Genomic DNA, 16,272 nt, shown 5'->3' with positions numbered 1-16,272 from the left:
TCCCGGCGAGAGCGGGAAATCACTCCGAAGGACCTTCGATCCCCGCGCGGCGGCGCCGCAGTTCTTTTTGGATCTCATTCACCCGCTCGCGGGTCAGGGAGTAACGGCTGATCACGATGATCGCGGCGATCAGGCAGGAACTCGGCCAGAGGGCGATGAACAGGCGGAGCCGGTAGATCGTCTCGGGGGTCATGGTGTCGCCGCCCGCTTCGTATCCAATGAAGGTTAGCACGTAGCCAAGAGTGAAGGCGATTCCGGCAAATCCCATTTTGATGACGAAACCAAAAAAGGCGGCGAACATCCCTTCGCGCCGATAACCGTTGTGATATTCATCCTCGTCGCAGATGTCCGCGATGAACGCTCCGTTCAGGAGCCAGCAAGCGGTCATTCCGAATCCGATCACCATGGCGAGGATCAGTTGGAGCGCCGGAAAATTCGGATTCAACAGGAACCAGGAGGAAAGAATCCCGACCGAGGCCATCGAAAGACCGGCCAGGAGTACCTTCCTTTTGTCCATCTTCCGGACCAGGACCGGGATGAGGAAAGTCGCCAGAAGCGAAACAATTCCGTTGGTGGTCCCATACCAGCCATTCCAGGTGGCCCCGGTTGATTTGTCCCCTCCGAATACATGAAAAATATTGGCGTAGGTCACCAGGACTCCCATGAAAAACATTCCCGAGATGACCAGGAAAATCATGAGGCAGAGGCTTCGAAACGACCGGTTTTTCAGAACCAGCCGGCCCGATTGCAGGAGATTGATCTTCTGCGTGCTCTCGACATGTACCTTTTCTTTGGTGAACAAGGCAGCCGGCAACGCGGTAATGATGATGCCGATCGCCAGCATCCACGCGACGTATCGAACCCCGATGATCTCGACCGCCACCCCTTCGTCCGCCGCCATCGTGGCCAAAGGTTGAAAAACGAAAGCATACCAAACCGTGCTTCCTCCCTCGATCACATCCCGGACATGTTGCCCCAACGCCAGGCATATCTTATACAACCAGGGGATGATAAAGGTGGCGCACGACGCGAAAATCAGCCGGAACTTCTGCACATCGGCCCGCTCATCATAATCCTCCACCAATTCCAATCCCAGCGCGGTGAACGGGATCGAAAAGATGGTGTACATCAGGTAGAAGAAGATACAGGCGGCGACCGCGTAACTGAAGAGCGCCACGCTTCCCCAATGCGGGGAAGCCATGTAGGAAAGCCCGAAAGCGAACGCGGTGAGAAATGCCCCGGCGAAAATAAAGGGACGGCGGCGGCCCCAGCGGGTTCGGGAATTGTCCGACAGATTCCCGATGAAGGGATCGGAAATCATATCGAACAGCCGGGGAATCGTGATGGCCCAACCGATGAAAACAGAACTCATCCCGAACCCGATGTTATAGATCGGAACGAACAAGTTGTTCAGTCCGTTGGCGGCGAGCTGCTCGCTGAATCCGCCGCACCCCCAGGAAACTTTCTCGCGCAGAGGAAGCCTATTCGAGGAGCCTTTCGTTGTGCCCGGACTGGTGACGTCTGTTCTCATAGATTGGCGATTTTCTTTACTCGATCATCAGCTCGATCGGATCGAAGGACCAGTCGTTGATTTCCCAGGGCGACCGCCCGCCACTCCAGCCGAACAACACCTTCGCGGCGTCATCATTCTCACGCCTGGCTTGGTTCCAGCGAATTTCGACCGCTCCATCCGGGAGATGTTCGACCTCCAGCCAGGAAGCGTCTTCGGCCGCCAGGAGGAGCGCGCTCGTAGTCCTCGGTTTACCGTTCTGGTCCAAAAGTCGAACAGTCCGGCTCCCGCGTTGTTCCGTCAGCGCCCATTCGGTTTCGGAGAGCCGAAGGGAAGCGGGACGGGAACCTCGCTGCCCCTCGTGACTGCGAGGGGTCCGGGGATTGCCGGCGAATTCCTCGTTGCGGATCGGGATCAGGGCGTTTGTCCGCTCCAGGTGTTCGTCCAGCAATTGACTCAGCCTGCTCACCTTCTTCGGTTTGTATGCGGCGAGATTGATCGCTTCGCTCGGATCGCGTCTTAGATCGTACAATTCGTGATAATGCGTTCCCGGTTCGTCGCCCGCCCAATAGAAACGGAGCAGTTTGTAGTCTCCCAGCCGGACCGCGGTGGACGAAGCGCACAAGATTCCGAATACATGGGGAAAGTCGAAAAACAGCGGGCGTTCCCCCACCGTTTCGCCTTCGAAAACGGGACGCAAACTGACTCCGTCCACCGGATGTTCCGATGGCGCGGCGACCCCCGCGTAATCGAGCAGCGTTGGAAACAGATCCGTGCTGACGATCGGTTCTTCAGAAACCGTTCCAGCTTCCACCACCCCCGGGAAACGAACGACCCAGGGAACCCGGATCCCGCCTTCGTAGGTGTTCGCCTTGCCGCCGCGCAGGGGACGATTGGAGGTAATCTGGCGGCCATTGACGCGTTGATGCGTGACCCCGCCGTTATCGGACAAGACAACCAGGAAAGTATTGTCCCGAACCTGGTGGTTTTCCGGCCGGTCCAGATAATCGAGCAGGATCCCGAGGCTCTCATCCATGCTCTCCAGCATCGTCGCCATTTCGGGGCAATCCTGCAGGCCGCGCGGATCCACCTTCGCCTGGTATTTCGGCATCAGGTCCTTTCTTGGAATGACGGGCGTGTGCACGGCGTAATGCCACAAATTCAGGAAGAATGGCCGCCCCGATTCGCCTGCCGTCTTCAGCCATTTGACGGCTTCTTCGGCGAGGCGTTCGTTCAGGTATTCGCCTTCCGGTCCCGCCTCAAGGTTCCGGATCTCGCTGACCCAATTCTCGCGGTTTTGTGGAGCCCGGCTGTAGGGCGAATAATAATCGGGCGGACCGGGCTGATGGTCTCCGCCAATGACAAAATCGAAGCCTCGGTTTTCCGCGTTGTAGATCCTACGGTTCTCGTCTCCAAACGTATGCGGACGGCTCAAATGCCATTTCCCGATATGGGCGGTTTGGTAGCCGTTCTCCCGGAGCAGGTCCGCCAGGGTGGTCAGATCCGCCGGCAAATGGTCACGGGACTCGACGGTGCCGGTGTAGCGCCCGTTCTCCGGAGGCAACGACGTTGGCTCGAACGTCGAATTGGTGGTAATCGCCAATGTCATGTGAAGCCGCACCGGATGCTGACCGACCATGATACTGGCCCGGGTCGGGGAACAAAGCGGACTCGCGGCATACGCATCGGTGAACATCATCCCCTCCTGCGCGAGTCGCCGCAGATGAGGCGTTTCGTAATAGGTGGAGCCATAAAGGTCGCTGTCCATCCAGCCCATGTCATCGATCAACACGACGATGAAGTTGGGTTGCTCCGGGACTTCCCCCGATGTCGTCACACCAAATCCAAAGGTAAGGGCCATTCCCCCGGCCAAAAATGTTTTCCAGTTCGTCATCTGTTTTTTCTCCGTTCTTGGAAACTACTGAAGGATCAGCAGACTCCGGTAGGTGTCGATCGTCAGAGAAGCGGGGAGTTCGACTTCCTCCGTCGCTCCCGAAGTGGGATCCAACACCGTTGCCCTGGTGCCGTTTCTACCTTGGACGGATACATCCAGCGGATCTCGGGCCAGGTTCACCAAAAAATGAATACGCTGATTCTTCCGGTAAAACCGTGCCACCCCCAACCGATCCGGCCCAGGCTCAAACGTCAAGTCGAAGGCGTCCGAATACGGTTGCCCGATACGTCCCGGAATCTCCTCGACGCTCACCGGGGAGACTCCACGGAAGGCATCCCGCACCTCCCGGTCCTCCCGCTCGTAAGCCCCGGCGCCGGGCACCGAATCGACCCACAGCACCACACCGCCTCCTTCTTCGAACTCGCGGATTTTCCGGACCGCCGACAATGGGAGCAGTTCCATCCGGGGCATGATCAGGTAGCGGTAGGTGGCAGTGCCGACGTGCAACGCCCCATTTTCGATCCGGGCTTCCTCCAGAGCCAGCGGATGAATGACATTGTAGTCGATGTCGGCGTCCAGAAGGACTTTCTCCGTCCGGTCCCATAAACCTTGCCGGTCCCGGTGGTCGGGAACCACATCCCGCCAGTGCAGGGTCGAGGGCCGGTATTCGGTCTGGAACATGGCGATCGGATAATAAAGGGCGACCGCGGTCTCCCGGCGGGCGCCCCGCAGGACGAGGGAGACTCTTCCCACGTATTCGTTGAAGGCCCGGTATTCCTCCTGTTCGTACCCGGTCGCCCGGCGGCCCCGTCCCCGCGCGTCCTCGGTATTCACCGGATCGAGAGGGAGGTAGGAGGAAAAGAGATTCGCCCCGTTGAAGAAAGCCCGGTTGGTCGAATTCAACAACAACGGAATGGCCGGCGAAAGCCGCAACAGCCCCCCTCCCCCGATGATCGGATCCAGCAGGCAAATGACGGTGTCCATCTCCTTCCAGGCGGCGATGGAACTGAAGAACTTGGCCTGTTGATATTCGAAATCATCAAACCGGTCCGGATTCGGAATCCCGATGTCGAGCGCCGGCACATGGAACTCCGCGGCGAATTTCATCAGGTCTCCGTAGGCCGCCACGTGCATCGAAAGATATTCGTTCAAAAGGAAATGTCCGCTGGAGGCGACGCCTCGCTCGGCGCACCAATCGGCGATCTGCCGGGCGAAGCTGTCGGCGAACATCTCCGCCACGGTCTGGTGAAAGTGCATGCGAATCCGCCGGGCCTGCAAAGAATCCCCTTCGTAAAGCGCGTCGAGCAGCGGCATCAGATCGTAGCCGTGCATTTCCCGGAACCGTTCGGGAAGATCTTCGTTCCAGGAAACCGCGGCGAAGGAGGCTTCCTCCTCGATCGACCAATGCAGTTGCATCAACTGCGGCTCGTTGGTGTAAAAACCTTCGACCTTGGCCGGGAGATCGTCGATCCGTGCGACCATCGGTTCGTGCATGTGAGCCAGGAAGCTGGCGACCGCATCGCGGTTCAATAGATCGGGAAACCGACCGGTATGCCTGAACTGCGCCATGGTCGATTGCGCCTGGACATTCCGGTCCCGCACGTACCGGACGAAGGCCGAGAGTTGCCAGGATCCTTCCAATCCGCTCGTCTCGATTTTTCGTTCTTCGACCGGTACGACTCGGCCCCCGGCCAGATCGACCGCTCCATCCGCCACCGGATACAGGACGGCAGAAACAAAGCGCTCCGCATTCTCCGGAAGTTCCACGACGATCGGACCGGCCCCCTCTCCGGTCAGCACCACCCGGCCCAGACCGCGGACTTCGAACTCGGGATTTTCCTCCACCACGCGCCCCCCGGCCATGCCGCTCGGATAGCCGAAATCGTCCGCCAGCCAAACCGGCATCTTTTTCTCGGCCGCCGCATCGACCAAAGGCCCGATCTTTTCGGCGGCGGCTGGACCCTGCTGATACAGTTCCCGATAAAAAAAAGCCATGAAACCGCCGATTCCGTACTCCGGATATCTTTGCAGGGTATTGTCGTTCAGTTGGTATTGCACCAATCTGTATTCGTTTGGTGGATTCAGAAAGTTATCCAGGATCGCCTGTTTTGAAAGCATGTATAAATCCTCCTCGATCCCGGCGGTCGCCGGCGGGATTGCAGGCTCGCTCTCGGCCCGCACCGATCCGGCGGGATCGCACCCGAGGAGAAGCCCGCCAAGAACGGCGCTCAAGCCGAAACGGATTGAAAGACGGGGTTTCGTTTTTGGCATGGATTGTCTCATAGAAAATGTGAAAGGGTCGCGGGCGGATTCATTCCGCCGGTTCTCCGGTGGGACTCGAGACTTCGCCGCGAAGCCACCGGCTGTTCCACGGACCGCAAACCAGCGGGTCTTTCAGTTCGGAGAATACTTTCCAGACTTTCCGCCGATAGCGGCGGCAGAGTGGTTCATTGGCCGGATCGGCGGCCAGGTTGTTCATTTCAAACGGATCGTTCTCCAAATCGTAACATTCGTCGATATCGGTGGCGTTCCAGATGTATTTGTATTTCCGGTCCCGGATCATCCGCTGGCAATACAGTCCGAACTGTTGTCCGTTGTAAGTACTGAAACCGTATTCCCATGGATCGCCGGCCGGCTGGCCCCGCAATTGCGGCAGAAAACTGCGGCCCTGGTAACAATCGGGCGTCGGCAGTTCGAGCAGGTCGAGGATCGTCACCGGGAGATCCAGAAAGTGGCTCACGAAATCGTGGCAGGACGTGTTGGGCCGGATCACGCCGTCCCAGCGGATCACCATCGGCACCCGGACTTCTTCCTCGTACATCACGTAATGTTTGTCCATCATCCGGTGGCTCCCGGCGGCATCGCCGTGGTCGGTGGTGTAGATGATGAGCGTCTCTTCGGTCAGGCCTTTTTCTTCGAGATGCCGGATGACTTTCCCGATGGCATCGTCGACCTGCGAGATGACCCCGTAGTAACCGGAGAGGTAAATCGACCACTCCTTCCAGGTCCAATGTTCGATTCCCCAGTTGCGCAACTGTTGTCCCTGGATGAATGGCTTGCCCTTGAAATCGTCCTCAAAATTCGGCCAGGGGGGGATCGACTCGGGCGGATACATCGAGGCAAACGGCTCCGCTGGAACGCATGGCAAGTGTGGCTCCGAAAAATCGAGCCGGATATGCCAGGGGCTTTCTCCCGTCCCAAGCGTATCTATTCTTCGATTACAAAGATCGGCCAGGACGTGAGTATGGCACTGTTCCACCGGCAAGGTTTCATAGGCCCCGACCGGGAACTGGGGCCACGGATTGGTCGGCACGGGATACTTCGTCCCCTTGTGGGGCGTTGCGAAATTGTCGCCGGGAGGATCGTCGAAGGTTTCATATCCGAACGCCGTCGGATCAAGTTCCGGATGGACGTGCCATTTCCCCAGGTAGGCGGTGCGATATCCGGCCTCGCGCAATTGCCGGACCCAGATCGGCCGTTCGGGGGAAAGCGCGCTGACCGGGAGGGAACCGCCGGGACCGAAGTTCCACAATCCTTCGTGGACTTCCGGCATGACCCCCGACAGGAAGGTCTGCCGGGCCGGACAACAGACCGGCAAGGGGGTGTAAGCCGAATCGAACTGCATTCCCTGCGCCGCCAACCGGTCGAGATGGGGTGTTCGGACGATCGGATTGCCGGTGAACCCGAGCGAATCGTAACGTTGTTGATCGACGTTGATGATAAGGATATTCGGCGTCTTCTTCATGGGACGGGTCTGGCGATCAATTGGGCAGGAAATCCGGACGATAAACTTCCACGGGGGGATTGCCACGCCTAAACACCCGCCAGGAGTCGACGGTTTGCGGGTCTTGGTAATCGGGCAGGAGAAGTTCGCGATCACGGACCGCCTCCAGGCGAAGCCTGGCTTCGATGATCTCCGGATCCCGGACATTTGTGACATCGCGGTATTCCTCCCACGACCGGGCGTCGCGGACATCCCAGAAACGACCGCGTCCGTCGAGCAGCCAATCGGCATCCCGCACCCAACGGGCGTTGTTCAACGCCATCAGCAAAGTCTCCCGCGGCTCGAACTCTTCTCCCAGCAGGTAGGGAGCGAAACTGTGTCCGTCGACATCGCGGGGACCGGCGTGGCCGGTGAGGTCGGCCACCGTCGGCCACATGTCGACCAGGCTCACCATTACGTCCGACGGACCTCGCGCCGGAACCGGGCCGCCATAAACGACCCACGGCACCCGCAACGCACGGTCGCGGTCGTACGAATTCTTGTCACCATCGGCCGTGCCGTTGTCCCCGACGAAGAAAAGTATGGTGTTATCCATCAAGCCGAGCTGCTCCAATTCCTCGACTATCTCGCCCGTCAGCAAGTCGAGATGCCGCATGGTCGATTCGAGTCTTCCCGGAATCCGTCCGCCGGTCCTTCGCCCGTCGGCATCGACTTCCGGCACGTCGGTGTAATACCAGACGTTCGCATCGGGATCGAAGGCCTTGTGGGGAAGATAGGTCGCCCAATAAATGAAAAACGGCCGATCCTGGTTATCGCGAATGAAGTCCTTGATGGCGCGCGCCGACAAATCCGGTCCGAAATCGTCCGGACCAGTGGGCACCGGTTTCCCGTTTTGGACAATACCCGGATGCCAAAACCAAGAGACCCCATACATCCCCCGGCGTTCCGGTCCTCCCCTCCCCTGGTCCGGACCGTCGTAGCCATCCCAGTAACGGTTCACCCAATAATAATCGACTCCGTACTGCTCGATCTGCGCGGACAGTTTTTCGAGGTCGTGCTCCATTCCATCGTGATGAAGCTTGTCGAAGAATGCCGTAACATAGCCTTCCCTCTGCGCGACCCGCATCCAAAGATCGTGGCGGGGATCTTCATAGAACAGCAACCGGGGCATGACGGGATTGTGCCAATAACCCTGATTGTGCGGATACTTTCCAGTGTGAAGCATGGCCCGCGACGGACCGCAGACCGGGGAGGCCCATCCATCGTTGAAACGAATCCCCTCTCGCGCGAGGCGATCCAGAACCGGCATCTCAATCTCGCCTCCGTAGGTCGCCAACCGGTGGGCCGACACGTCGTCGGGAAAAATGAAAATGATATTCGGTTTCAACGCCCGCGCCTCCGTCGGGTCGGCGGCAACCAAACTTCCGGGCAACATCTGGGAGGCCAGAGCGATCCATCCGGCCACATACGTCAGCACCCTCATCTCAGACCGTTTCCCGGGCCGTTCCGTCGGTTATTGCCACCTTTTCCGGGAAAGTCTCCCGAATCGCTTCCAGATATCCCATTCCATGGATCAAGTCGGGTTCCAAGTAGCTTCCCTCCGTCCATTCGTTCCAAGCATTGATGGTGAGGAACGGATGGGGCACGTCCTGCTCCATCAAACGTTGCCTGGTCAATTGCAAGGCCCGTTGAAAGGCTGCCGGCGAATTATTCCTGATCGAATACATGAAGGGATAACCGAGATTATCGAATGCATCCGACTGCACGGTGCGAGGCGACGAATCCCACCCCATCGTGACATTCGGATAATAGGGCAACGAGGTCTTCCCGGCCATTTCGTCCCAGCATTCGAAGTAGGCGTCGCGGATTACCGCGTATTCGACTTGGGGAAACTCATCCGTCTGGTAGTGATGGATCCAGACATAAGAACTGACGCTGTCGAAGCCCAATTCCTCCACTACCTGCAGGGCGTTTCGCGGCATGCACTCTCCGGCGAGAATCGAATTTTCGTACAAGATGGCATTCAGGTGGAGATCCGGAAAACCTGCCGCTTTCACCTTCTGGCGAAACCGGTCGAGGAGTTCGCGGGTCTTCTCGATTCCTCCGAAACCAACGATCAGCCGTTCCAAAGCGTAGATCGAGAAATACGGACATCCATCCCGCAGCCAATAGGAACCGTGACTGAAGTAATGCTCCAGGCAATGGTCCATAATCGTCTCAAATGTCTTCGGAGTGACCGCGCCGGGATAAAGCAGATTCGGCTCATTGAAACGATCGGCCCGTTTCTGCGGGTGGATCGAAAGCCAGTCGTGATTGGCCCACATCAGGGCGAATTTGAGTCGTCCGTTGTTCGGGGCACCGAGAAATCCCTCCTCCAGACCGCGCTGGAGAAAGGGACCGTCATCATACCAATACCAGTCGAAAATAAACGCGTCCACCCCGTGGTCCGCCGCCGCGTCAATCTTCTTCGCCATGACCTGGGGATCGGCTTCGTCCTCGAACCCGTCCCGGGGGAGCTTGGGCTGTTGATGCCCTTCGAACCGGGGCTCGGCCCGCTTCACCAGTTCCCACTCCGTCCAGCCAGCACCGTGGACCGCCTCGTTCCGCGGGTCGAGATGGTAGTTCGGGAAATAGTAAACCGCTACTTCAGGAGTTTGCATGAAAATAAAATTCCGATCGTGCTGCCACCATACCCGATCCGGCGGAATACGGCCTTAAACATTCTGCCATTGAATAGCACATCCGTGCCAAACCGGCTAATTCCCATATTGGTCGATCAACGCCTTTACCATCGGCAATGCCTTGGCCGCCCGGTCCAGGATCTCCGGAGGTATTTCATAACAGAACATCCGCGAGGTTTCGTTCCCGACCGGACGATTGTAATAAAGCCGTCTGCCGTCACGGGAAAAAGATGGATCAACATGCGCCCCGGTCCGGAGCACGGGCGCGTAAGGAATTTGGAAGATGGTCGCGGCCGGTTTCGTCTCGCCGAAAACATACAAAAACAGCTGGTATGGATGCGGCGTCACTCCATCGCTCGCGAGCACCTCCCCGGCGATCAACGTCCGGTCGGGGGATTGGGCGATATGATTCGCCGGGCCCGCCGCCACCGCCACTTTTGCCAAATCCCGCCCCGCTCTGGCGACAATCGACCCTTTCACCGAATCGTCCTCCCTGGACGCCTCGATTTCCGCGGGTTCGCGAAACGCATAATTGGATGCGCCGGTGAAATTCCACTCCTCGTAATTCCAGACTTCCGGATGCACCAGCATTCCCGATAATAACAGCCCGTCCGCGAACCAGCCCGTGTGAACCAGGGCTCGCCCTTCGGTTATCAGTAGATTCTCACCGTCGCTATCAATAAACATTACGACCTGGGGATGGGTCTTCAGATTTCCCCGTCCTCCCCGAAAAATAAACATGATCCTTTCACCGTCCGGGGAATAATCGAAATGACTGAAATGCCATTCCGCCACGTTGTCCGATAATTCGGTTCGCCGCTTCAATTGATCGATATGCTCTTCGCGGAGCCTTGCAGTCGATATGACGAGGTGGACCTCCCCCGTTTGAGTATCCAGCTCATATATACCGTTCTCCCTCATAACCATCCCCAGCCGCTCGCTCAGCACCTGAATATCCGCTTCCGAGGCCCGGTAATTGGTCAGCAACACCCGCGAACCATGAGGCCGCCGGCCCAAGTTCACCATAGGAAAAGGCCCATAGGCATGCTCGTTCGTCTCGATATCAACTATCCCAGCCTGCCCCCAGCTGGTATACGTCAATAATCGATGATCGATCCATTGCTGATAAAGCCCATAGTGAAGACCGGCCCTCAGACCTCCCAAAATCCTACGATGGTTGGAAAAGGAGTTATCTTCCTTCCGGTCACATACCCACAACTCCACATCATAAACCCGACGCCCCGTGATATCGAGAACCTCGGGATAAACCGCATATGCCACAGTCCGGCCATCCGGACTTTCAGGAGAGCCATCCCAACCGGTCGTCGACGAGGAAAAGGTCCCATGGGAGACCTGCGTTTCACCGGAACCGACGCGAAAGTCCCCGCAGAAAGCAACACTGCACATGAGCGCGAGAACCAGGGTTGTAAGGATGGTTTGTGTCATTGGCAGTTCGTGGTTTATACTTCAAGGGTTTGTCCGATCGGTCATGCGATGACGGTCGGACCGGCGGCCAGACCGGTTGGCACCAGTTGATATTCATCCGACCAGTCGGGACCTTCGGAACGGAAGTGCACCGGACCGATGCTCCGTTGCTCGATCGGAACAAGATGGAGGGGACCAAACGTGTTTCGACGGGTGAGCACCCACTCGAGCACCACGAACCCTTCGTCGTTCACCAGCCCGTCGAGATCGCAAGCGAATGGTCCCCAAGGCAGGATCCGCGAGGTTCCGTCATCGGGATGCCGGACCACAAGCGTCGCTGCACCCATCGGATCCATTTCGATCTTTCGCGCAGATCCGACCTCGACCCGCAACGCGATCCGTCCCGTGTAAAAGGGAAGCCCATGCCGGGTCCAATCGCCGACCGGTAAACGGTAGGGCAACTCCGTAAGTGCGACTTTTCCTTCCGAAGCATCCACTCCGAAATCGCCCAGGAGATAGATCGCTTCGATGTCGGTCCCTTCCTGGAATTCCCGCGACAAAACCAATTCGTTCGATCCTTCCCGGAGAAGGCCTTCGGGAATAGGAACGATCCGGAAACAGGGATCGATGAACCACTCGGTTTTCGCCGGCACCTCTAAAACGACCCCGTTACAGAAGATCCGCTGAGCCTCCGGTTCCTCAATCAGGAGACTGACCGGCGTATCCGGAATCCTCCTGACCTCGAAACCAAAACGAAGACGGACCGGCGTTCCCTTCCCTGGCGCCTTTTCCTTCCCCCTCGCCCACGGTTGCACCATCTGCCCTCCGCGGACCGACGTCCCGAGCCGTTCGCAAAGTTTTTGTTCCACCCGGAGAACTTCCTCCTTTTCCTCCCACGGCCCATCGGCCACGGAGAACTCGGCCGAATCCAGGACCGCGATATTCGGTTCGTCCAGCTGGTATTCAAAAGGCCCTTCGAGCGATCGCTCCTCCCCTTCGACCGGCACCGCCGGGCTTTTCGCCTCCGGAACTTCGGCACCGCAGAGGAAAAACCGTTCCTGCAAGGGATGGAAATCAGTCGTCCATGACACCTCGCCGTTCCCCTCCACGGCCTCCACCGCGATCGCCTCCCCGGTCAGGCAATTCAGCTCGGTCACCGGACCGGAACCGGCCGCCCGGATGCTCACGTTCGTTCGGGATTCGGTATCCGAGGGATTAAGCAACGCGATAATCCGGCGGTCTCCCTCGACCCTCACCTGGCAAAAAAGTCCCTTGCCGGAGGCGCTCAAGGTCAATTCATCGGCGACGACGCTGGCCGACCGCACGGCTGCGGCGAGGGCCTCTCTTTCCAGCGGCACCGCCTGGCAGCGGTCGCGCAGACGGACCGCATCGTCCGACGGCGAGCAGTCGAGATAGTCAGGCGCGGAACCGGCGAAAATCACCGTTCCTCCAGCCTCCCGCAAGCGGGCCAGCAACTCCAGGGTGGTTTGGCGCATGGTTTCCATGCCCGCCACCACCACCGCCCGGTAGCGCATTTTTCCGAGGGAGAGAAGACCGGCCTCCTCATCGACCGACCCGCGTTCCGCCAGATGCGCTTCATCCCCGTAGTCGAAATCGACCTGGGAACCGCAAAGCCAGGTAAAGACTTTCCGATAGACTTCTTCCAGCTCCAACACGTGCGGATCGACCGCCCCGAGCCAGGTCGCCCATCCCGGACGAATCTGTCCCCACAGGCTTTCCACCGGACTGATCACCAAAACATCGCAGAGCGGACGACCCGTCTGCAGAAGCAGATGCATCCGGCTGAAATACGTTTCAACCGCGGCGTATTCCGGATACCAGGCGGACTGAAACGAGATGCTGGCCGGGAAGTCGCGCTTCGCCTCACCGGCCATCGAATACCAGCTCAGGTGGTGACAACGGAGATTGATTCCGAAAAGGGCCTGCCAATCGCCGATTCGTTTGTGGTCTCCGAAATGCGTCTGCCACCCGGAGCACCCGTAGAGTTCGGACAACAACCACGGCTGACCCAACTGCCGGGCGACCGATGCCAGCTGTTTAACGACCCAGTAGTTATCGTTCCGCAAATGCAGGATGTCGACCCCCGGGTAATCGAGAAACTCGTAATACCGCATCATCGAGCCGCACGGCACCGCCTGGGCGGTCAACGAATCCTCATGGAGGACATGCCCGGTGAGAATCAAGCCGAGGTCCTGGCAGCGCTGTTGCATCGGGCGCGCCCAGTTTTCCAGGAAGAGCCGCTGACAGAGTTCCATGTAGGCCCATTTCACCGGGGAAAGTTTGGAACCTCGCCGGCAAAGGAACAACTCCGGCAGGCGCTCGCGCAGATCGTATCCAAAAGCTTCGAGGAATTCTTCCCATAGCTTTGGCGTCCATGGAATCACCCAGGCCGGATTCGGCACACCCGGTTGCCCGTGGGCATCGCAGAAAACGAAGCCGCGATGCGGTTCATCGGTAAAAATTCCCTTGATGCTGCGTCCCAGCCGGTCGCCGCAATGTTTCTTGTAAGCGTCGTGCGTGACCTGGAGAAAATGTTCGGTCGCCTCGGCGCTCATCGTGTCGAGGTAGGTCTGGCCGTTGTAAAAAGAGTGCGGGCCCATCTCCTCCCAGGCGAAAAGAAGAACAGACCGGCCCGGGGTCGCCTCGCCGCGATACCCGACGGCTTCGTATTCCCCGAGCGCCAGACCGTCGACTTCGGCGGAAAAGGCGCCCGCAAAATGCTCTTCGTCCGGCCAGCTCGGTTCCTCCCCGGGAGCGACCATCGTCAGGCGAAGGTATTTCATCCGGTGGCGCGCCTCGCGGGTCGCCAATCCCCCCGCCGATCCGCTTGGCCACCGGTCTTCGTCGTAAAGCCACGCCTCCATCCCGATCTTTTCGGACTCGTCGGCGCAGGCGTTGATACAACGAAACCATTCTTCGCCGAGGTATTCCGTTTTCAGTCCGGTCCGCGAATGCATGAAATAGCCGCCCATTCCCATCTCCTTGAAGATACGGGCCTGCCGGATCAATTCGTCAGGATCGAGTTCGCCGTTCCAGCTCCAGAACGGCTTCCCCCGCAAATCAGCTGAGGGATCGTTCCATTCGTTCCAAAAGGCTTGGTCCATAATCATCGTCTCGCAGCCAGCCACATTCCTTGAGGGTGCCGAGGCAAATTGCAAGTCGGCCAAACGCCTCTCGGGCGGAGGCCAACGGCTCCCTCCGATTCGATGGCCGCGTCGAGAAGGGTCAATCCCTTCCGGCCAATCTCCTCAGGAAATCGGCATCGTTCAAATCCGCTTCGCGGACCTGGCTGACATTCCCGGCGAAATGAAGCAAATTCGCTTGGTCCCGGTGCCGAAAACGCAATTGGCTGGTGGTGAAGCCCGACCATTGATTGCCGAGCTGCCAAGTGGCGGTGTCGGCCACCAAAACAGCCCCGGTATGGTCCTCGATCGCGGTTTCCGGCACCGTCTGTCCCACCGAAGTGGAAACGCCCGGGTTGAGCAGAAACCCGTTGAGACCGTAATCACTTGCCCAGACCGTGGGGTCCCCCTCGGGACAGGCGAACACCGTAAAGGGTTTTCGCGTTTCCCAATCCTGCTGAACAAAACGACGCCCCTCGTCCAGGTACGAACTTAGCGCGCCGAACCAGAATGCCGGGTCGTGCCCCGGCAGATCGGTCAACCGCGCCCGCGGATACCCGCCGCGATCCTCCACAAACATCGTGACCGCCAAATGGATTTCCCGAAGGTTGGTGATGCACTGCGTGTTGCGGGCCGACTGGCGAACGGACCCGACGACGGGAATCAGAATCGCCGCCAGGATGCCGATGATGGCAATCACCGTGAGCAGTTCGATCAGCGTGAATGCCTTGCGACGGATTGAGGTGGGTGAAATCGTTTGCATACGGGAGATCTTTGCGAGGTTGAAATAGAATCTGAATTGAAAGGAAGTTACCAGAATTTCGCCTCGATTACCTTCACAAACGAGCCAAAGACAAGCACGATTGTGCCAATTCGCTTGCACTTCCAGCGCCAAACAACTCCAACCCAGCCAACCGCAACGAATTGACTAATCCGTCCGCTTCGTTCTCTCTGAGCCCCATGGATGAATGCAAACGGCTCAGCCGCGAAATCGTTTTCGGGAAACGGGACTTTCCCTTGGACGTTTCGACTTGGGAAAACCACCCCGATTACCCAATGCATAGTCACGATTTCTCCGAGATCGTCATCATCGCCGCCGGGACCGGGGTCAACGTCGTCGATGGCGAACGCTTCCCCCTTTCCGCCGGCAACGTTTTCGTCCTGCACGGATCCCGTCCCCACGCCTACACCGAAACAAATCAACTCACGGTCATCAACATCACCTATGAGCCGTCGCTTCTCGCTCAGGTCAGCTTCGGAATGACCAGTCTGCCCGGCTATCAGGCGCTTTTCGTGGTTGAGCCGGCCTTTCGCCAACGCGGCAAATACCAACGGCACATGCACCTCGACATGAAACAGTTGATCAACGTCCGGGCGTTGACCGACATCATGGAGAAAGAAATCCATGGCGGCGAAAGCGGCTACGAATTGATCGCGATGGGCCACTTCATGATCCTGATCACCTTGCTCTCCCGCTGGTACAGCCACCACGCCCCCCCCGACGCCTCCAAAGTCATCAACGTCGGACGAGCGATCGGCCACATGGAAACCCACTATTCCGAGCCTCTTCATTTGGACGATCTCGCCCGGATCGCCCGGATGTCCCGCCGGAATTTCTACCGGGTGTTCAAAGAGGTCACCAAGGAGGCACCACTCGCCTACCTGTTGCGCCTGCGCATCATGAAAGCGGTGAACCTCCTCGAAATGACGGACAAATCGATCACCGAAATCGCATTCGAATGCGGGTTCGGCGACAGCAATTATTTCTCCCGCCAATTTCGGCAAATCATGGGCATGGCTCCCGGCGAATTCAAAAAACAGTTCAACCGCCGGATGCCTGGACGGCTCAAACCGATGAACAACCACTCGCCGGGCGTAACCCTCCCCTGATCCGG

The 16,272-nt window shown here is 58.4% G+C and carries 10 protein-coding genes; 1 reads left to right on the top strand and 9 read right to left on the bottom strand.

The window, feature by feature from the left end; genetic code table 11:
- Positions 1 to 19 precede the first annotated feature (19 nt).
- The 9 genes from ACWUI2_RS18260 to ACWUI2_RS18220 form a co-directional block, all read right to left on the bottom strand.
- Positions 20 to 1,531 (bottom strand): MFS transporter, encoded by a 1,512-nt coding sequence (locus tag ACWUI2_RS18260; protein ID WP_486984282.1) that lies wholly within the window; start codon positions 1,529 to 1,531, stop codon positions 20 to 22.
- Positions 1,532 to 1,547: 16 nt separating this feature from the next.
- On the bottom strand, positions 1,548 to 3,404 hold the full coding sequence (locus ACWUI2_RS18255) for a sulfatase (protein WP_486984281.1): 1,857 nt from the start codon (positions 3,402 to 3,404) through the stop codon (positions 1,548 to 1,550).
- A 24-nt stretch (positions 3,405 to 3,428) separates the two neighbouring features.
- Positions 3,429 to 5,675: a glycosyl hydrolase family 2 protein gene (locus tag ACWUI2_RS18250; RefSeq protein ID WP_486984280.1), complete on the bottom strand. Its 2,247-nt coding sequence runs from the start codon at positions 5,673 to 5,675 to the stop codon at positions 3,429 to 3,431.
- A gap of 40 nt (positions 5,676 to 5,715) precedes the next feature.
- Positions 5,716 to 7,149, bottom strand: coding sequence for a sulfatase family protein (locus tag ACWUI2_RS18245; RefSeq protein ID WP_486984279.1), 1,434 nt, complete (start codon positions 7,147 to 7,149; stop codon positions 5,716 to 5,718).
- 16 nt (positions 7,150 to 7,165) lie between these two features.
- Complete coding sequence (locus tag ACWUI2_RS18240) at positions 7,166 to 8,611, bottom strand: sulfatase-like hydrolase/transferase (RefSeq protein ID WP_486984278.1); 1,446 nt, start codon at positions 8,609 to 8,611, stop codon at positions 7,166 to 7,168.
- A gap of 1 nt (position 8,612) precedes the next feature.
- On the bottom strand, positions 8,613 to 9,788 hold the full coding sequence (locus ACWUI2_RS18235; RefSeq protein WP_486984277.1) for a glycosyltransferase WbsX family protein: 1,176 nt from the start codon (positions 9,786 to 9,788) through the stop codon (positions 8,613 to 8,615).
- Between the two features lie 96 nt (positions 9,789 to 9,884).
- Complete coding sequence (locus tag ACWUI2_RS18230) at positions 9,885 to 11,255, bottom strand: hypothetical protein (RefSeq protein ID WP_486984276.1); 1,371 nt, start codon at positions 11,253 to 11,255, stop codon at positions 9,885 to 9,887.
- A 41-nt stretch (positions 11,256 to 11,296) separates the two neighbouring features.
- Entirely contained in the window at positions 11,297 to 14,359 is a 3,063-nt protein-coding gene (locus ACWUI2_RS18225) for a glycosyl hydrolase family 2 protein (protein ID WP_486984275.1), read from the bottom strand.
- 121 nt (positions 14,360 to 14,480) lie between these two features.
- Entirely contained in the window at positions 14,481 to 15,140 is a 660-nt protein-coding gene (locus ACWUI2_RS18220; RefSeq protein WP_486984274.1) for a prepilin-type N-terminal cleavage/methylation domain-containing protein, read from the bottom strand.
- Positions 15,141 to 15,337: 197 nt separating this feature from the next.
- Here ACWUI2_RS18220 and ACWUI2_RS18215 point away from each other — a divergent pair, with 197 nt between their 5' ends.
- Complete coding sequence (locus tag ACWUI2_RS18215) at positions 15,338 to 16,267, top strand: helix-turn-helix domain-containing protein (protein WP_486984273.1); 930 nt, start codon at positions 15,338 to 15,340, stop codon at positions 16,265 to 16,267.
- The last annotated feature ends 5 nt before the right edge of the window (positions 16,268 to 16,272 follow it).

This window comes from Verruconatronum alginivorum, from assembly GCF_056590205.1.
Note: the sequence above shows the minus strand (reverse complement) of the source record. Positions and strands in the feature narration are given on the sequence as shown.